The 19,440-nt window shown below is 57.4% G+C and carries 12 protein-coding genes; 8 read left to right on the forward strand and 4 right to left on the reverse strand.

The features are described 5' to 3' along the window. Nucleotides 1-18 precede the first annotated feature (18 nt). Nucleotides 19-759, forward strand: coding sequence for an aminoglycoside phosphotransferase family protein (locus ABC336_RS22680; RefSeq protein ID WP_413240804.1), 741 nt, complete (start codon nucleotides 19-21; stop codon nucleotides 757-759). Further along, nucleotides 756-1,130 (forward strand): MmcQ/YjbR family DNA-binding protein, encoded by a 375-nt coding sequence (locus tag ABC336_RS22685; RefSeq protein ID WP_413240805.1) that lies wholly within the window; start codon nucleotides 756-758, stop codon nucleotides 1,128-1,130. The genes ABC336_RS22680 and ABC336_RS22685 overlap by 4 nt, the downstream gene beginning before the upstream one ends. A 152-nt stretch (nucleotides 1,131-1,282) precedes the next feature. On the opposite strand, the gene ABC336_RS22690 is transcribed toward ABC336_RS22685, so the two are convergent. Continuing rightward, nucleotides 1,283-1,960: a GntR family transcriptional regulator gene (locus tag ABC336_RS22690; protein WP_413240806.1), complete on the reverse strand. Its 678-nt coding sequence runs from the start codon at nucleotides 1,958-1,960 to the stop codon at nucleotides 1,283-1,285. Between the two features lie 141 nt (nucleotides 1,961-2,101). Between ABC336_RS22690 and dgoD the strand changes: the two genes are divergently transcribed. Next, nucleotides 2,102-3,262 (forward strand): galactonate dehydratase, encoded by a 1,161-nt coding sequence (dgoD, locus tag ABC336_RS22695; protein ID WP_413240807.1) that lies wholly within the window; start codon nucleotides 2,102-2,104, stop codon nucleotides 3,260-3,262. 21 nt (nucleotides 3,263-3,283) lie between these two features. Next, a complete protein-coding gene (locus ABC336_RS22700; RefSeq protein ID WP_413240808.1) occupies nucleotides 3,284-4,057 on the forward strand; it encodes an SDR family NAD(P)-dependent oxidoreductase in 774 nt (257 codons plus the stop codon). A gap of 806 nt (nucleotides 4,058-4,863) precedes the next feature. On the opposite strand, the gene ABC336_RS22705 is transcribed toward ABC336_RS22700, so the two are convergent. The 3 genes from ABC336_RS22705 to ABC336_RS22715 are packed head-to-tail and all read right to left on the reverse strand — an operon-like array spanning nucleotide 4,864 to nucleotide 8,316. Then, a complete protein-coding gene (locus ABC336_RS22705; protein WP_413240809.1) occupies nucleotides 4,864-6,426 on the reverse strand; it encodes an extracellular solute-binding protein in 1,563 nt (520 codons plus the stop codon). Between the two features lie 58 nt (nucleotides 6,427-6,484). Further along, nucleotides 6,485-7,363 (reverse strand): carbohydrate ABC transporter permease, encoded by an 879-nt coding sequence (locus ABC336_RS22710; protein WP_413240810.1) that lies wholly within the window; start codon nucleotides 7,361-7,363, stop codon nucleotides 6,485-6,487. Continuing rightward, nucleotides 7,357-8,316, reverse strand: a complete 960-nt coding sequence (locus ABC336_RS22715; RefSeq protein ID WP_413240811.1) for an ABC transporter permease — start codon at nucleotides 8,314-8,316, stop codon at nucleotides 7,357-7,359. The genes ABC336_RS22710 and ABC336_RS22715 overlap by 7 nt, the downstream gene beginning before the upstream one ends. Before the next feature lie 119 nt (nucleotides 8,317-8,435). Here ABC336_RS22715 and ABC336_RS22720 point away from each other — a divergent pair, with 119 nt between their 5' ends. The 4 genes from ABC336_RS22720 (at nucleotide 8,436) to ABC336_RS22735 (ending at nucleotide 19,429) form a co-directional block, all read left to right on the forward strand. Next, nucleotides 8,436-10,199, forward strand: a complete 1,764-nt coding sequence (locus ABC336_RS22720) for a histidine kinase (RefSeq protein ID WP_413240812.1) — start codon at nucleotides 8,436-8,438, stop codon at nucleotides 10,197-10,199. Continuing rightward, nucleotides 10,192-11,814, forward strand: a complete 1,623-nt coding sequence (locus tag ABC336_RS22725; protein WP_413240813.1) for a response regulator — start codon at nucleotides 10,192-10,194, stop codon at nucleotides 11,812-11,814. The genes ABC336_RS22720 and ABC336_RS22725 overlap by 8 nt, the downstream gene beginning before the upstream one ends. Nucleotides 11,815-12,021: 207 nt before the next feature. Next, nucleotides 12,022-14,310 (forward strand): discoidin domain-containing protein, encoded by a 2,289-nt coding sequence (locus ABC336_RS22730; RefSeq protein WP_413242579.1) that lies wholly within the window; start codon nucleotides 12,022-12,024, stop codon nucleotides 14,308-14,310. Nucleotides 14,311-14,386: 76 nt separating this feature from the next. Next, complete coding sequence (locus tag ABC336_RS22735) at nucleotides 14,387-19,429, forward strand: fibronectin type III domain-containing protein (protein WP_413240814.1); 5,043 nt, start codon at nucleotides 14,387-14,389, stop codon at nucleotides 19,427-19,429. Nucleotides 19,430-19,440 lie beyond the last annotated feature (11 nt).

The following is a 19,440-nucleotide window of genomic DNA, read 5'->3' on the forward strand; positions in this document are numbered from 1 at the left end:
CCTAGAGGAGGATGCCATATGGACGACAAGCAGATTATCGGAGAAGGCAACACCGCCACGGTCTATGCGTGGAAGACGGACCAAGTGCTGAAGCTGTACCGTGCCGGATACCCCGAGGATGCGGTGGCTAGGGAGTATGACAATGCGAAGGCGATCCGGGAACTGAACTTTGCCAAGCCCAAGGTCCATGAGAAGATCGTGGTGGAGGGCCGTCAAGGCATCGTCTATGATCGCGTCGATGGCGAATCGCTGCAGGCTTGGGCGCTTCGGACAGGCGATCTGACAGGCTGTGCGGCTTATCTCGCTGATGTGCATAAGGCGTTGCAGGAGCAGCCTGTCTCCGGTGTGCCCTATTATAAGGATTTCCTGCGTTGGGGGATCGGAGAGGATTCCGTCGCGAGCAGGGCCGAGCGGGAGCGGGCGCTCCGCTTGCTGGAGCAGCTAGGGGTTGGCGACACGCTCTGTCATGGCGATCTGCATCCGGGCAATATCCTGCTCACGCAGGACGGGCCTGTCGTGATCGATTTCCTGAACGTATGCCGCGGCGACCGCCGCTATGATATTGCCCGCAGCGTCTACCTGATGCAATACACACCTTATTCGGCGGCGGCGCCGGACCACGACGAGATGGTTCAGCTGAAGACCCGTCTGACCGATCTGTATCTGGAGGCGATGGGGGTGTCTCGGGAGGAGCTGAGCGATTATCTGGCTGTCATCCGGGTGGCGCGGATGGGCGAGAATCCGGAGGAGTTCGCATGAAGACGGCACAGTTAACCGCGCAGGCTCTGGCATGGCCGGGAACGACGCAGCGCTATCCTTTCTATCCCGATGCACCGGTGCTGTTCGTCGGCAGCAAGATGTTCGCCCTCTTCTATGAGCAGGAGGGGGTGGAGCGGGTCAACCTCAAGACGGATCCGGAGGAAGCCTGGCTGCAGCGCGAGACGTATCCCGGAGCGGTGATCCCCGGTTATCATATGAACAAGAAGCATTGGAACACGGTTCTGTTGGACGGACAAGTGCCGGATAACGTGATCCTCACGATGCTGCTGGAGTCGTACCGGCTGGTCTGGGCCAAGCTGACGAAGGCGGAGCGTGCGGTGATCGGAACGCTGCCCGACCTTGAAGGATAGAAAGGCAGCAACAGAACAAGGTACAGCAGGTCAGCGAAAGCCGACTGTTGCGTAGCAATCAAGCATACAAAAAGGCTGAACGGAAAACGTTGCGTTTTCCGTTCAGCCTTTTTATGTTGCGTCTTAAGGACAGCCCCTTGTGCATACTGGCGTTAGGGAGACAATGGACGGGTTTCCATACTGTCCAGAAGGGCCTGCTTTGCGTGTGTCCCGTGCTGCGCCGTGATCTTAACCGCGCGTTCCACATCGCGCTGCTTCATCGCCTCCAGCAAGGCACGGTGCTCCTCGATAGCCGTTTCGATCCGCGACGCGCTGGCGCCATAATGCTGATACATAATGTCGATCAATCGCCAATGGCGGTCGATGATGGCCGTCGCCTCCCTGTTCCCGCACAGCTCGTTGATGCCTTGGTGAAGGCGCTGATTCCACTGCAGCACCCCCGCATAGTCCTTGGCTGCAAAAGAGGCTTCGTAGCGCTCTTGGGTGACGCACAACTCTTCGTGCTTGCGGTCGGTCAGTTGAGGGATGGCGCCGCGAACGAGCATCGCTTCCAGAGCGATGCGGATATCGTACATATGGCCAATGAACTGCTTGTCGATCATTCGGACCTGCGCGCCTTTTTGCGGATTCATCATGATCAGGCCTTCGCCCTGCAGCTGCTGCAGCGCTTCCCTTACCGGCATCTGGCTCACCTGATACCGCTCCACGAGGGTTTTGATCCGCAGTCTTGCGCCTGGTTCATAGTAGCCGCTCACGATATCTTTGCGCAGCATTTCGCACACTCTGGCATAGGTGGTCGTATTCAGCTCCGTTTGATTAATCCGATCCATGTTGGACGACTCGCTCCTTCTTCCCGTTTCCAGGCTGCTATATTTACTACTATAGCATGGGTTTGTTTAAATATATACATTGACTTAAAAATGTATATAATATATATTTTGAACTAACAAATACTGGGGGAGAGGTGCTTTATGAAAATTACAGATGTCACCACGCTGATCGTCTACGCTTATCGCACGAATTGGACATTTGTCCAGATCCATACGGATGAAGGCATTACCGGAGTGGGAGAGGCTACGCTGGAATACAACGAACAGGCCTTGCTGGGCGCAATCGAGGATATCAAGCCCTATCTGATCGGTCAGAACCCGCTGGACATCGAGGCTCATTATGCGAGGATTTACAGAGACCGTTATTTCCGGGGAGGCCCGGTGTTCATGTCGGCACTGAGCGCGGTCGAGACCTGTCTGTGGGATATTAACGGCAAGTCTCTCGGGGTGCCGGTCTATCGTCTGCTGGGCGGGAAGTGCCGCGATCGTATCAAGATCTATGCCAATGGCTGGTTTGCCAATGCGAGCAAGCCGGAGGAGTTTGCCAGGCAAGCTGTGCAGGCGTGTGAGCGGGGCATCCGTGCGCTCAAATGGGATCCGTTCGGCAAAGCCTATCTGACGCTCACCAATGCGGAGCTGGACAAAGCGCTGCAATGCATCGGCGCTGTCAGGGAAGCTGTAGGCAGCGAGGTGGATCTGTTGATCGAGGGGCACGGCCGCTTCAATATCCCGACCGCCGTACAGGTCGCGCGCGAGCTCGAACCGTTCAAGCCGCTCTTTTTCGAAGAGCCGATTGCTCCCGATTATATGGAGGGGCTGGGCCAGGTCAAGGAACGCAGCCGCATCGCGATTGCGGCAGGTGAGCGTCTGTATTCCAAGTTTGAGTTCAGGGATCTGCTCGCACGCGAAGCGGTAGACTTCATCCAGCCGGATGTCAGTCATGCCGGCGGGATCATGGAATGCAAGAAGATCGCCGCGATGGCAGAGAGCTACCACATCCCCTTTGCTCCGCACAACCCGAGCGGACCTGTCGCCAATGCCGCCACGCTCCAGCTGGCTGCCTGTGTACCGAACTTTTACATTTTGGAGATTATGCTGACCGATGTGCCCTGGCGCAGCGGGTTGACTGACGAGTCGCTTATATTGGAAGACGGTTGCCTCCGGATCCCGGACAAACCCGGCATCGGCATCACCATTGATGAGGAAGAGGCTCGGCGCTATCCGTGGAAGCCGGTGCAGCTGCGCCACTATACAGGAGAGCTTACGGCGATCCGTCCGCCCGAGGCCGTTCCTTATTTCTAATCTTGAAGGGAGTGTACGAGGATGGCGTTTGAAGAGCGGCTGATTATGATCACGGGAGCTGCCCGGCATACCGGGTATGCCTTGGCGGATTTCTTCCTGGCCAGGGGGGCGACGGTGGTCGTCAATGACAGAGCATCAGATCAGGTGGCCCAGGCGGTGGCCAGGCTCCGTGCTGTCCATGGCGAGCGTGCTGTCGAAGGTGCGGCGGATATTACGGATGAGGCGGCGGTCGGCCGATTGTTCGAGCGTCTTATGGGCAGCTACGAGAGACTGGATGTGCTGATCAATAATGCCTGTCTGCAGGCAGTAGGGTTTGATTTTTTGACGGGGCGCTATGCGGATTGGAAACAGGTTCTCGATGTTAATGTGAACGGAATGTTCCTGGTCTCGCAGCATGCGGCCAACTGGATGAAGGCGGGGGGCGGCGGCGCGATCATCCATATCGGATCCACCGCCGCGACCGATGCGATCCGGTCCCGCAGTCCTTACGTCGCCAGCAAGGGCGCAGTCGATGCCTTGACCAAAGCGATGGCGCTGGATCTTGCCGGTCATGGCATCCGGGTCAACGCGGTCATCCCGGGTTATGTGCGGACGACTCGATGGGATGCGATCAGCGACGCGGACGTGGACAGCCGCCGAGCCAATATCCCGTTGGGCGCAGAGGCGGAATACGAGGATGTAGCGCATGCTGCCGCGTTTCTTGCCGGCAGGCAGGCGAGGAATATTACTGGCACGCGATTGGTCGTCGACGGCGGGTTGACCGCGCAGCTCGTACCTGAGTCGCTGGAGATCTGACGAGACAGCCTCGACAAGATAAACGTTAGATCTTGGCGAAGCATCCAGGCCAGCAGAAAAAGTGCCTTGCAGCACGGCGAATCGCCGACTCCCGCGCTCTAAGGGAAGAAAAGTGCGTTGCAGCACGGCGAATCGCCGACTCCGGCGCTCTAAGGGAAGAAAAGTGCCTTGCAGCACGGCGAATCGCTGATCCCGGCGCTCTAAGGGAAGAAAAGTGCCTTGCAGCACGGCGGACGGCGGACTCCCGCGCTCTAAGGGAAGAAAAGTGCCTTACAGCACGGCGAATCGCCAACTCCCACGCTCTAAGGGAAGAAAAGTGCCTTGCAGCACGGCGAATCGCCGACTCCCGCGCTCTAAGGGAAGAAAAGTGCCTTGCAGCACGGCGGACGGCGGACTCCCGCGCTCTAAGGGAAGAAAAGTGCCTTGCAGCACGGCGAATCGCCGACTCCGGCGCTCTAAGGGAAGAAAAGTGCCTTGCAGCACGGCGGACGGCGGACTCCCGCGCTCTAAGGGAAGAAAAGTGCCTTGCAGCACGGCGAATCGCCAACTCCCACGCTCTAAGGGAAGAAAAGTGCCTTACAGCACGGCGAATCGCCAACTTCCACGCTCTAAGGGAAGAAAAGTGCCTTACAGCACGGCGAATCGCCAACTCCCGCGCTCTAAGGGAAGAAAAGGGCAGCCCCTCAGTCAACTGCGATGACTGAGGGGCTGCCCCATTTTTACACTTAGCGGCAGAAAGGGCCGCTGCGGGCAGCTCCAATCGTAGCTTGCTGCTCCAACCACAGCTTATGGCCTTTCAACCTAGATTATTGATTTTCCAGAAAAGCCGCCTTCAGCTCTTCCAGAATTTTTTGATAGTCTGCGGAGTTCATAATGCCCTCGACGTATTTGTCCCAGTCCGCTTCCGTAATCTGACCCATCACGTATTTGACTTTCATATCTTCCAATGTACGCGTCAGGTCGCCCCATCTCGAACCAAGTGTCGGCGAGTAGAGGTTGGAGGCAGGATTGGAGTAGGTCGATACTTCATTGGAACGTTCATAGACTTGCTCCAGATGCGCCAGACGGTCTGGCTCGGCGTCATTGAGCTGCGCGTTCATCATGCCGTTGTAGAAGTCGCCTGGCCAGCCATAGCCTTCGATCGCTTCGTTTTTGTAGGTATCATTGACCACAGGCTTGCCATCAACGACTTCATGATGGATCCCTTCGATGCCTTCCTTCGTCAGATGAACCATATATTCCTCGGAGGTCATATAATCGATCACGGACAGGATGCGCGGGATATCCTCCTCAGCGACCTTGGAGCTGATCATCAGGTTCGTCCAGAAGCCGGTTGTCATATTGGTCACATAGCCTTTAGGACCTTCCAGCGGCAGCAGTGTCAGCGCGTCGGCCGTAGGCACGACATCACGCAATTGCTGCAGGAAGCTTGGGATCGTCAATTGGTGGATGTTGGAGGCGACTGCGGCAAAGGTGCCTTGGCGACGGAACATCGCTTGCACCGTGCCTTCAACGACCGGGAATTCCGGATGCAGGACACGCTCGTCGTAGAGCTCCTTCAGCCAGTTCAGGTAATCCTTGTACTCGGGCATAAAGTTCTGGTATACGAAGTTGCCTTCCTCATCCGGAGACCAGTTCTGAACGCCTGTGAACGCATTGGCAAATATGGTATTGACGTCCTTGAGCGCATAGCCGTACATCTCCGGCGGGTTGCTGGCAGCCTTGATGAAGGCCGTGAACTCTTCGATGTTCGTCGGCGGTTCCATGCCAAGCTCATCCAGGATGTCCTTGCGGATCGTGATACCGTCCCATACAGGCGGACTGGAGTGACGCGGAATGCCATAGATCTTGCCTTGGTAATGAATATTTTCCCACGTGCTCTCCGGATAACGGTTCAGGTTCGGGTATTGCTCGCGCAGCTCAGGTGTACCCAGATAAGGCGTCAGATCATGGAACAGGCCTTCCTGGATCGCCTGATGGACGACGGAGGTATACATCTGTGCCGAGCCAGTCTCGACCTGGATGACATCTGTGACATCCCCCGTGGTCAGAGCCACATTGGTTCGTTCTTCATAGCCGTTGTTGGGTACCCACTCGAATTGAAGCACGCTGTTCGTGTCTTCCTGGATCTTCTTGATCACTTCATCATTGCCGGTAGGCGGTGTACCCCATGCCATATGCATCCAGCTGATCTCGATCGGCTCAAGCGGCTCGTCAGACGGCGTGTTCTGTTCGCCCGAGTTGGCTGGCGGCGTGCTCGGCGTATTGGTGGCCGGGCTGTTGGTATTGCTGCTGCAAGCTGTGGCAATCATAGTAAAGCTGAGCAGAAGCGCCAATGTTGCGCGGATCCCTTTTTTCTTTTGGATCATTTGTTGTACCCTCCTAATTTGGCTGTAATATATATTCTAGAGAATACTCTCTCTAAAATCATCCCTTGACGGATCCGATCAGGACCCCTTTTGCAAAATACTTCTGCAGGAACGGATAGACCATAAGGATCGGTGCGACAACGATGATGATCGTCGCCATCTTTACCGTCTCCGGCGGCATCTGAACGATATTGTCCATCTGCGAAGCTACAGCGCTGTCGACAAACTGTGAAGCGTTGGACGCCAGTACGACCTGCTGCAGGATCACTTGAAGCGTCCACTTGGTTGCATCCCTCAGGTACAGCAGGGCGGAGAAGTAGACGTTCCAGTAATTGACCGCGAAGAACAGGGTGAAGGCGGCCAGCGGCGCTTTGGACAGCGGCAAGATGATGCGGAAGTATGTCTGCATGTCATTGCACCCGTCGATTTTGGCCGAGTCCTCAAGCTCAGATGGGATGGACTGATAGAAGCTCTTCAAGACGAGCAAGGACCAGGCATTCGTAAGGGTCGGCAGGATCAAGGCCCACAGGCTGTCGATCAGTCCGAGCTGGCGAACCAGCAAGTAGTTGGGGATCATCCCCGGACTGAACAGCATGGTGAACAGGACGAGCAGCAGGATAACATTGCGCCCAGGCAGATGGTTTTTGGACAGCATGTACGCAAAAGAGCTGCTTAGGATCAGTGCCAGCGGCGTACCGACAGCGGTGATGAACAAGGTTGATTTGAGCGCGTTGATCACCGCGCTGCCGGACAGAATGTACTGGTACGCATCAAGCGACCATTGTTTCGGCCACAAGATCAATTGGTTCGGAACATACACTTCGGGGGCGGTGAACGATACCGCAAGCACGTAGACGAGCGGGAAGAGCATCGCTGCCGCCACGAGAAACAAGAAGGTGTTGATACTGAAGCGGTACAAGTAATCGTTTCTTACCATATGCCTTCATATCCTTTCTTTCGTACCCAAGAGTTAGCGCCCAGTATAAGGATCAGGCCAACGAAGGATTTGAATATCCCTACAGCCGTACTGTAGCTGAACTGACCTCCCTGGATCCCCACCTTGTACACGTAAGTGTCGAACACTTCCGCAACATTTAGCACGAGAGGGTTCTGCATCAGCCATAGCTGCTCAAAATTCACTTCCAGAATGTTGCCCAGGCCGAGAATAAACAGGATAATGACTGTTGGAATGATCGAGGGGATAGTCACATTCCAAATCTTGGAGAACTTGCCCGCGCCATCGATCTCTGCCGCTTCATAGAGGGCAGGATTGACGCCGGCGATCGCCGCCAGGTAGATGATCGTGTTCCAGCCGACATCCTTCCACAGTCCCTGGAGCAGGATGATCGGGTAGAAGTAGTTCTCCGCCATCAGGAAGCGCACCTTCTCCGCTCCCAAGAAGACGAGAAACTTATTGACCAGTCCGACCTCGGTGGAGAGGAAGACGAAGGTCAGACTCGCGATAACGACCCACGAGATAAAATGCGGCAAATAGATGATCGTCTGTACCGTGCGTTTGTATTTCTGCGACCGAACCTCATTAAGAATCAGTGCCAGCAGGATCGGTGCAGGGAACAGGAAGATTATGCCGAGCGCACTAAGCAAAAGCGTGTTGCGAAAGATCATCCAAAAATCCGGTTCGTTGAACAATCTTACAAAATGCGCGAAGCCGACAAATTCGCTGTCCAGGAAACCCCTTATCGGGCTATAGTTCTGAAAGGCGATGATGATGCCGCCCATCGGCACATATTTGAAGAGGATGAAGAAAAGAATACCCGGCAAGCCAAGCAGATACAAAAACCGGTTTTTGTACAGCTGAAGCAGCAGACCGGAGCGCCGCCGCTTTGGCTTTTGCTTGACAGAAGCGATGGACGTCGTGTTTAATTCCAAAGTACAGGCCTCGCTTTCGTGAAAGTTGTGATATTGTCATTTTACTCGGCCTTTGAAAAGGGATACATGGCATTCTTCGTACTTTGATGCACTTTTAGTTACTTTCGGAGGTGGACCGGTTGAAGCTTCAGATGAACATATTCCGCAAAATTTTATTGACGATCATCGTGCTCATGACACCAATTTTGTTATTGTTCCTCTACTCCAACCGGACCAGCGAGCGGGTTGTCAGCGAGGAGATCAACGCCTCGAGCCTCAAGCAATTGGCGTTTTTCCAGAGTCAGGTAGAGACAAATGTGCAGCATCTCAATCTGTTCGCCGTCTCGCTAAGCACAGACAGTGCAGTAAGAAGATTTCAGGAAATGAATTATGATAGCGCTTACCAAATGGTGGAAGTAAAGCAATGGATACTGGAGAAGCTGTGGACGCACAATGCGCTGGGGAGCTGGTCCAACCAGCTGACGGTATTCTCGCCCCGCCTCAATACAGGTGTGACGACGCTGGCTTCTCTCCGATATGAAGAAAAGTTCGGACAAGAAAATATATCTACCGAATGGGTGTATCGCCCCAATGATCTGTACGTCGCCGGCGGCGAACGCTATACGTTTGTGAAGCATCAGGTGCTTCCCAAATCGGCCGTAAACGATATTGCCCAGGCCAGTCTGATCGTGGAGGTCGGCTTTACGGAGGATAATATCGTGACGATGCTGGATCACTTCAAGCGGGGCGGCAAGGGGGATCCGTTCTTTTACCATCCCGATTATATGCCGATCACGAACCGGTCGGTGAACAAGGAGCTCATCCCGGAAGTCATCTATCAGCTGCGGCCGGATACGCTGGGCGACACCGGCAGCCGGATGATCACCCTGGAGGGAGAGGATTATCTCGTCAATTATGTACGAAGCGACTCGCTGGGCTGGCATCTGATCGACTATTTGCCGGTGCAAGAGATTCTGCTGCCTATCACGGTCAGCCGGTATACGTTCTACGGCGCGGCCGGCTTGCTGGTCATCTTCGGCATCGTGGCCGCCTATCTGCTGTACCGGAATGTCCAGGTGCCGATCGTCCAGCTGATCCGCAGTGTGCAGCGGCTCAAGATGGGGGACTACTCGGTACGGATCGACCGGCGCAGGAGCAGCGGCGAGTTCGACTTTCTGTTCAACCGCTTCAATGAGATGGCAGAGCAGATCCAGGAGCTGTTCGAGCAGGTCTACCAAGCGACGATGCGGACGCAGGAGGCGACGCTCAAGCAGCTGCAATCGCAGATCAATCCCCATTTCCTCTACAATTGCTTCGCCTTTATCAAGAGCATGGCCCAACTGGGCAAGACGGAGCCGGTAGTGGAGATGGCGCTCAATCTGAGCAAATATTACCGGTATACGACCCGAGTAGAGACGCAAACGACGACAATCCGGGAGGAATTGGCGCTGATCGGCAACTATCTGACGATCCAGCAGATGCAGATGCAGCGCTTTACCTTCCGGATCGAGGTGCCGGAGCGCATGCTGGACGTGCAGATCCCCAGGCTGCTGATCCAGCCGATCGTGGAAAATGCGGTCGTCCATGGCATCGAACCGATGGAGTCGGGCAAAGGAGAGGTATATATCTATGGCGTGAGTGCTGGCGGCGAGCATCGCATCGTTGTCGAGGACAATGGCGCAGGCATAGGTCCCGTACAATTGATGCATCTGCAGCGGACGCTGCAAGCGCCACTGGGCGAAGAGATGGGCTGCGGCTTGTGGAATGTCAACCAGCGGCTGGTGCACCAGTTCGGCAAGGGGGCGGGGCTCGACATCGCCTCCTCCGCCTCGGGCGGCTGTATCATGACGTTGCGCTGGACGGACGAAGCGGGCGAAGAGAGAGGAGCGGGAGCGGATGATTAACCTGTTGATCGTAGACGACCACAAGCATATCGTAGAAGATATGCAGGGGACGATAGATTGGAAGAGTCTGTCGGTGACGGAGGTCAGGGGAGCATACTCCGGGACCATGGCGCTCGAGGCGATGGAAGAGAAGCCGGCCGATATCGTCATTACCGACATCAAGATGCCAGGCATGACGGGCTTGGAGCTGGTCGCCGCGATTCGCGCGCGGTGGCCGCAGACCAAATGCATCGTGCTCTCGGGCTTTGCCGAATTTGAATACGCCAGACAGGCGATCCTGGCCCAGACCTCGGAATATCTGCTTAAGCCGGCAGGCAATGAAGAGATCATCGAGGTGATGGAGCGGGTCATCAAGGAATGGACGCAGGAGCGGGAGAGCGATTCGCTGCATCAGCGGGCGCTGATGACGCTGCGGGCCAATCTGCCGCGGCTGCGCGAGAATCTGCTGCTCGATCTCCTGCAGAAGCGGAGCGTCTCGGCGCGCGCAATTGTGGAACAGGTGAGGCGGTATGAGCTGGACTTCGAGGTGGGCGACGAGGTGGCGATGCTGATGATCCGGCTCGAGGACGAGTTCGCCGATTACGACGAGCAGAGCGTCGCCCTGTTTGAATTTGCCGTCCGCAATATGGCGGAAGAAGTATTCGGGCAGCGATATGCGCTCTGGCACTGCAAGGATCCGCATGACTATCTGGTTTTCCTGGTCAAGCGCAGGTCTGGCGATGATAGGCAGCAGGAAGCGCTGCGGTTCGAGGCGCTTGCGGAAGAGCTGCAGCTCAGTGTGAAGGAATATTTGAAGGGGAGCATCTCGATTCTCGCCAGCAGCTGGGGGGTGTTTCCGGCGAGCATCGGTCCGCTGTACCAGGAGGCGCTGTATAGCTTTCGGCAACGCGTAGGCGATGAACGCGAGTTCTTCCTGACGATCGAGAGCAAATCGGACGGCCTGCCGATCGAATCGATCGAAAGCCTGTACGATCCGCCGACCTTCCGGCAGCTGTTCGAGGCGGGACGCTTCGAGAAGATCGAGGACAAGATGGCGGTCATCTTCGAGGAACTGAGCCGGCGCTGGGGCGATTCGCAGGAGCATATCCTGGAGGTGTTCTTCGAGCTGGCGGGGTCGTTCAGCTATATTATGCACAAGAACGGACGGCGGCTGCATGACCTGATGGCGCCTGCCGATTACGAGCGGCTGGTCGGCGCCGGGCCGTTCCAGACCATTCGCCAGCTGCAGGAGTGGAGCGGCCGGGCATTCCGGCTGCTGCAGCAGGAGATGAACAAGGAGACCGTCCACAATCGCTCGTCCGTCGTCCAACAGATACATGAGTATATCGAGCGGCATATGGACCGGGATGTATCGGTGCAGACGCTGGCCGATCACGTCTATCTCCACCCCTCCTATCTCTCGCGCGTATACAAGGTGGAGACCGGGGAGAGCATCAGCGACTATCTGTACCGGTACCGGATGGAGAAGGCGGCCTATCTGCTGAAGAACACGTCGGACCGTATCTATGAGATTACAGCGAGCCTCGGTTACCAGAATCCGCAGTATTTCATCAAGATCTTCAAGAAGTATTACGGCATCACGCCGCAGGAATACCGGGATAAGAACAGCTCATGAATATAAGCCCCGTTCCGAAGTTCAGGACGGGGCTTTGCCATGTCCGGCGTTCAGAACACCCAGACACCGTCTTCTCCGGGCAAGAAGTCATGAGAATAGCATCGATGTTTGAAACGTTCCATTTATTGCACTGGCCCCCCGATTTACAATGATGATGTTCCATCGGGATTCCTATCTCAACGTAAAGGGAGGAAGGTATGCGTGGCGATGAAATACCTTAAAGGATGGATGGCGGTGTTGCTGTTGGGGATGGTGTTCCACTGGCAGCCAGAAAATGTAAGCGCTAACGTACAGCACTCGTTTTATGTTTCTCCAGCCGGGAATGATGCGACCGGCAACGGCAGTCAGCAGTCGCCGTGGCGGACCATGCAAAAGGCACGTGATCATATCCGCCAGAATGGCCTGAATCAGAACATGAGCGGCGACATTATGGTGTACTTTGCAGCCGGAGATTATTATGTCTCTGAACCGATCGTATTCGGACCTGCCGACTCTGGCTCGGGCGGGTACAATGTCGTGTACGCCAACCAGCATGGGCGTGCGACAGCGCGGTTTATCGGCGGGCAGCCGATCACCGGCTGGCAGCCTCACTGCACCGGCGGCACCTGCAGCAGCACGATCTATAAGGCCCAGGTGGGCACGGGCTGGGATTTCCACACGCTGTACGAGAACGATCAGCGCGCCATGAAGGCAAGACATCCGAACCGCACGAGCACCACCTCCTTCGCCGGGTACTTGTCCACAGACGGCGGCGTGGTCGGCTCGATCCGTCAGTTTCAGTACAAGGCGGGCGATCTGACGCCAGGGTCGTGGGATCTGAGCCAGGCGGAGGTCGTCATCTGGAGCGGTGACAAATGGGACTGGTTCACGGATACCGTGCCGATCCAGAGCGTCAACACCGGTACGCGCACCGTGACCTTCACGCGTGATGTCAAATACCCGACGTATCAGGACGGACAATGGAATCATGTCGACGGCTCCCGCTACTTTGTGCAAGGCTCGCTGGATTTCCTGGACCGGCCTGGCGAGTTCCATCTCGACAAGACGACAGGGACGCTCTATTATTACGCCCGGGACGGCGCGATCGGGGACCAGACGATCATCGCGCCCAAGGTGATGGACCTGATCCGGTTCGAGGGAGCATCCGAGTCGCAGCGCGTCCATCATATCCGCCTGCAGGGACTCAGCTTCGAGATGACCGACTTCACCAATTCGTACCGGGCGGGCTTCACCTATCCGGGCGAGACGGCGCTGCCGCACAATGGCGGCGAGTCGCATATCTATCCCGAGTTCGATCTGTCGGCCGAGATGCACCGCCACCGCCACGGCATGATCTTCATGGAAAATACGAACAACATCGCACTCCGCGAGAATCGGCTTCGCAACTCGGGGTACTCGGCCGTGTTCATGATCTTCTACAATCAGAACACGACGATCGAGGGCAATCTGATCGAACACAGCGGGTATAGCGGCATTATGCTGAAGGGCAAGTATCCTGCGGAGGGCGATGTCCTGAGGAACAATGTATTTACCAACAATTACATCCATCACGTCGGCGAGCTGGTCGGCCATGCATCAGGCGTCAGCATCAGCAATGCCGGCAGCAACGAGGTATCCTACAGCGAGATCAACAATACGCCGCGTTATGCCGTCAACTGGTCCGGGCGGGTGAATATCCCGCAGCAGCATATGTATGTCAAGGACAATGAGTTCAAATATCTGAAGATCTACAATGCTGCCCTCGACAGCGGCGATACCGCGCCCATCTACGCCTGGGGACTGGGACCGAATGCGCCGTATCTGGTCAACACCGTCGATCAAGTGACGATCGACAATGTGTATGCCGATCCGTCGATGACCGATGTGCTGCCCAATGCGGTATTCATGGACAACGATGCGGAAGGGCAGATCATGCGCAACATTCTGGCGACGAACTATCAGCATCCGCTGGCGTTCCGCAACAATCAGTCGAGCGTCAACAATCATACGAACGTCAGCTGGAACAGCGGATTCAATATGAGCCAGATGGATCTCGCCAATATCGGTCTCAAATCAACGTTTCCCCTGAAGTACCGGGTGCAGAACCTGGCGCAATACGCGGCTGTCACCGCTTCGGGCTCGCAGCAGGGCTTTGGTTCGGGTCGGGCAATCGACGGACTGGGACATACCGGCTGGCGCGCCTCGGCGGTGGGCAGCGCCGCCCAGCCGCAATGGATCCTTATCGATCTGGGTGCAGACAAAACCTTCAATAACGTTGACATCGCTTTCGCAGATCCCGATCAGCATGCCTTCAAGTACCGGGTAGAGGTGAGAGGCGACGGTGTCACCGGCTTCACCACGGTCGTCGATCAGACCGCCAATCAGATGGCAAGCCTCGTCCGCTACCATCGCTTCGCGGATACGACGGCCCGCTACGTAAGGATCGCGATCGTCGGCAGCAGTCAGAACAATACGATTGTGCCGGGCATCAACGAAGTTAACATTCGCAAGGAGTAGAATAGAGCGGCACCGGCGTCCGGCCTGACAGGCCGCGGCTCCGGTGTCCGCAATCTCAGAACTGGAGGTTCAACTATTGAGAACAACACGCATACACCAGTGGATGGTCTTAAGTTTATCCTTTGTCTTGGTATGGGGCCTGGCTGCCGCAGCCTTGCCGGCTGCAGGCAGCTACGCGGCCGGGGCCGAGAGCGGCTTGCAGCTGTACGTGGCTGCGGATGGCAGCGATGAGACGGGCGACGGCAGCGAGGGCAGCCCATATCAGAGCCTGACCGGCGCCCGCGACGCCATCCGCGCCTTGAAGAGCGGCTCCGGTCTGCCGGCCGGCGGCGTCACGGTCAATCTGCGCGACGGCGACTACCGGTTGCCGGGCGGCAGCTTCGATCTGACCGCCGAGGATTCGGGCACGGCTGACGCGCCTGTCGTCTACCGGTCTTATCCGGGGGAGACGGCAAGGCTGACCGGCGGTGCTTCGGTAGATGCCGGGAGCTTCGTCCCGGTGACGGATGCGGAGATCGCCTCCAGGCTGACAGCGGAGGCGCAGGAGCGCGTGATTGAGATTGATCTGCTGGAGCAGGGCATCACCCGCGAGCAGTACGGCGATATCGTGCATTACGGACAAGGCTGGCCGCTCGCGCCTGCGATGATGGAGCTGTTCATCGACAGCCAGGAGATGGAGCTGGGACGCTATCCCAATGACGGCTGGCTGACGATGGACAGCATTGTGGATCCGGGTCTTGCCGGCAATGCCGGCGGCGTCAACCAAGGTCCGACCTTCGTCTACAACGACGAAGAGAACCGCGCCAGCCGCTGGTCCGAGGCCGACGATGCCTGGATGTTCGGCTACTATTTCTATGACTGGGCGGAAGAGAACATGAAGGTGGCGGAGCTGGATCCGGCGACCAATACGGTCAAAGGTCAGCAGTCTGCCTGGTGGGGCATCAATCCCGACCTGACGCACCGCCGCTTTTATTTCTACAATCTGCTCGAAGAGGTAGATCAGCCGGGAGAGTGGTATCTCGACCGCGATACGGGCAAGCTGTATCTGTATCCACCGGACGATTTTGGGGCGGAGAGCCGCGTGGAGCTCTCGCTGGATGGACAACCCCTGATCCGAGCCAATGATGCTTCGCATGTACATATCGTTGGCCTGGAGCTGAGCGTCACCAGAGGCACGGCGATCCGCATCAATGGCGGCAGTCACATGCTCGTCGCGGATAACCATATCTCCAATACGGGCATGCACGGCGTGGACGTGCGAGGCGGCAGTCACCATGGCGTGACCGGCAATGAGATCCATCATACCGGCACCGGCGGCGTTCTGATCTCGGGCGGCGATCGGCCAAGCCTGACCAGCAGCGGCCACTACGTGCTGAACAATCACATCCATGCCTATTCGCGCATCAAAAAAACATACGCGCCGGGCATCCGGCTCGAAGGTGTCGGCATACGGGCGGCTTATAACGTCATCCATGATTCCGACCACTATGCGATCAACTTCTCCGGCAACGACCATATTATCGAGTACAACGAGATCTTCGATGTGCTGAAGGATTCCAATGACTCAGGCGCTATCTATGCGGCCAGAGACTACTCCTTCTGGGGCAATATTATCCGGTACAACTATATGCACGATATTATCGGCCGGGAGGGACATACCGTCCAGGGAGCTGTAATCTATACGGACGACAATGTGAGCGGCACCGAGGTATACGGCAACATCATGGAGAATGTAGGGATCCCGTTCTACACCCATGGCGGACGCAGCAACAAAATCTATGAGAATATCATCATCAACCCTATTCATTTCTATGTGCGCGGCATCAAATACGGCGGTCAGGGCGCAACGGTGCCCGGATACTCGCAGGATTCGCTGAACCGCCTGCTGGCGATGCCGCATGACAGCGCGCTGTGGCGGGCCAAATATCCGGAGATGGCGTCGATCATCGAGGATCTGAACAACGGCGGCGTCATCGATCCGAAATACAACGTCTTTACGAACAATATTATTCTCAACGGCAAAGACGCACCGGCGCAGCTGCATCCCCAGCTGACGCAATATGGCCATTTCGACGGCAACTACTTCGTCGATGCGCCGGCGGATACGTTCATGGACTGGGAGAACGGCGACTATCGCATCAAGCCGGGCGCCGAGCTCTATGAGGAGATCGCGTATCATGACGCGCATCAGGACCGGTCCGGCCTGCTGGAGAGCTTCAAGCCTCAGATGACGGGCGATGTGCTGAACCGGCTGTTCCTGACGGCAGACCAGCCGCTCTATAATACGGCTTCTCTCTATGCTGCCGTGGGCGATACGGTGCAGCTGGGCATCACAGCACGCAGTGACCGGGGCAGACTGATCCCCGGCAATGAGCTGAACATCGACTTCGCCAGCGATCAGCCGTCGGTGGCGGCGGTGGATACCGCTGCAGGCGAGGTCAGCGCGCTTGCCGAAGGCACCTCCACCATCCGGGCGACAGTGACAAGGAACGGTGTAACCCGATCGATCGAGACCGAGCTTCACGTCGTCCCGGAGGCCCCGGAGCTGGCGGCGGTGGAGCTGGAGCTTGGCGGGACGGAGCTGGAGATCGGCAATGTGCGGCAGGCGCTCGTCCGCTGGACGAACCAGTATGGACAGGCGCTCGATCTGACCGAAGCGGAAACGACGTACGTCAGCGATGCGCCGCAGGTTGCGGCGATCGATGCGGCGGGACGGCTGGAGGCGCTGGCCCCGGGCGAAGCCGGCATCCGGGTATCGACGACCTACGAAGGCCGTGAGGTTCATTCGGAGGAGATCCGGATCGAGGTGGCGGGAACGACCATGACAAGCATCAATGCTGCGCTCGCCCCGGGCTACCTGCAGGTCGGACAGGCAGCGGATCTGCAGATCCGGGCGAATCTGTCCAATGACACGACCATCACGCCTTCCAGCGACCAGGTCGAGCTGACGATCGAGCAGCCGGAGGTCGCGGCATGGAACGAAGAAGGCCAGCTTGTCGGTTTGCAGCCGGGCGGCACCTTTGTCGATGTCTCGGTGACGTATCAAGGCGTGACGCTGGAGAAGAAGGTTCATCTCTCCGTCTATGAGAGTACGGCCAACCAAGTGCCGTCGCCATGGTCGGTGACCAATTTCTCCAATACGGGCCGCAGCGGCTTCGCCCAGGCTGAAGAAGGCCGTTTCTGGATCGTCTCGAGCGGCGACAGCATGCTGGAGGCCAATGACAATGTGACGTTTGTGAATCGCGGCATGACCAATACCACGGAGAGGTACGCGATCTCGGCGACGCTGCACAGCCTGGAGGAGATCACTCCCAATACGGCGGCAGGTCTGCATATGCGCGGCTCGATCAATGAACCGGGCTCCAAATCGGCGACCCTGCAGGTGACGGCCGACGGCCGTATCCAGCTGCTATCGCGGTTGAGCTTCCAAGGTGGAGTCTTCCCCAAAACAGTAAGGCAAAAAGTATCGGAAACAGAAGAGGAACCGGTCATCTTCGAGCTGCCGGTCGAGATCAAGCTCGAGAAGCGCCAGAGCAACGGCAATCAATTCACCTTCGCCGGCTATGTTCGGACCGAGCAGGGGTGGACAGAGGTCGTCAGTCAGAGCGGCTACACCTTCAATGCCAGCAATAACTTGACTTCCGGCATGACGCTTGTCTCGGATTCCCACAAGTCGGAAGCGATACGGATGACCGAGGCCGTGTTCTCGAATCTGGTTGTCGAGCAGGGTGAAGTCAGCAAGCTGACGCTCTCGGATACGATTCTGGAGGCAACAGCTTTGCATGATGAGGCTGTGGAAGGCGCAGGGGCTGAGGAGTATCCGCAAGGCTCCAAAGCGGAGCTGATGACGGCGATCCAGGCGGCCCGCCAGACGCTGGATCAGGCGAATGCCGGCCAGCCGGCGATCGACGCTGCGGCTGCGGACCTGACCAGCGCCGTGGCCGACTTTAAGGCGCTGCAGGGCACAGGCGGAGAACCGCAGGAGCCCGGAGAGCCGGGCTGGCCAGCAGGCAGCAGCGTTACTGCGACGAGCGTGAGCAGCGACAGCATCACGCTGCAATGGACAGCAGCGGCGCCGGCTGAGAGCATCAGCGGCTACCGTATCGTCTGGGCTGACGGCTCGGAGCAGGCCGAGGCAGGACAGCTCAGCCATACAGTAAACGGGCTTGAGCCGGCGACGAGCTATACGTTCCGCGTCGAGGCGCAAGCGGATGACGCATGGCTGGACGGCGGACCGGAGATCACCGTGCAGACCCTGGAGGCTGAGGAGCAGCAGGTGCCGACGGCTTGGCTGACGGGCAGCGCGATTGCAGCGCCAGAGCAGACCATTCGTCTGAGCTACCGGCTGACCGGCGTAGCGCAGAGCCGGTATCCGGCCATCTACGCACAGCACCTCGAGCTGACCTATGATCCGGACGCACTCGAGTTCATCGAAGCGGTGGATGCCCTATCTGGCCTGCAAGTGATCGTGCCGGACGAGCAGCAGCCCGGCGAGCTGGAGCTGGCCTTGTACAGTCAAGGCGAATCAGGTGCGGTCGTGGCGGACGGCCGGCAGCTGGATCTGATCTTCCGCGCGAAGTCCGGCGGACAGACGACGGTGTCGATCGTCTCGGCGGCGTTCTCGGATCAAGCAGGACAAGAGATGAACGGTCACGTTACAGCACATACGATTGATATTCGCGACATCACGACAGACGATCTGTCGCAGACCATTGCGACCGCGCAAGCGCTGCACGACCAGGCGGTCGAAGGCACATGGCGCCTGCAATATGCGGAGGGCGCCAAGGCGGCGCTGCTGGCAGCGATCGAAGCGGCCAGAGCGGTGGCGGACGATGAGGAAGCGGAGGCGGAGGCTATCGCAGCTCAGCTTGCTGCACTGACGGAGGCCACGGCTGCCTTTGAACAGGCGCGCAACGACTATCGCCCGGGCGACATCAATGGCGACGGTGCGGTTACGGTAGCCGATCTCGCTATCGCTGCCTATTATTACGGCTACGATGAGTCGCATCCGGACTGGGCAAGCGCCAGGTTTGCCGATCTGAACGGCCCGGACGGGGAAGGCGACGGCAAGATCGATGTGTTTGACCTGTCGGTTATCGGACGTTATCTGTTCAACTAACGATTCAAGAC

This window comes from Paenibacillus jepli (genome assembly GCF_047238105.1).
Lineage (GTDB): Bacteria > Bacillota > Bacilli > Paenibacillales > Paenibacillaceae > Paenibacillus_D.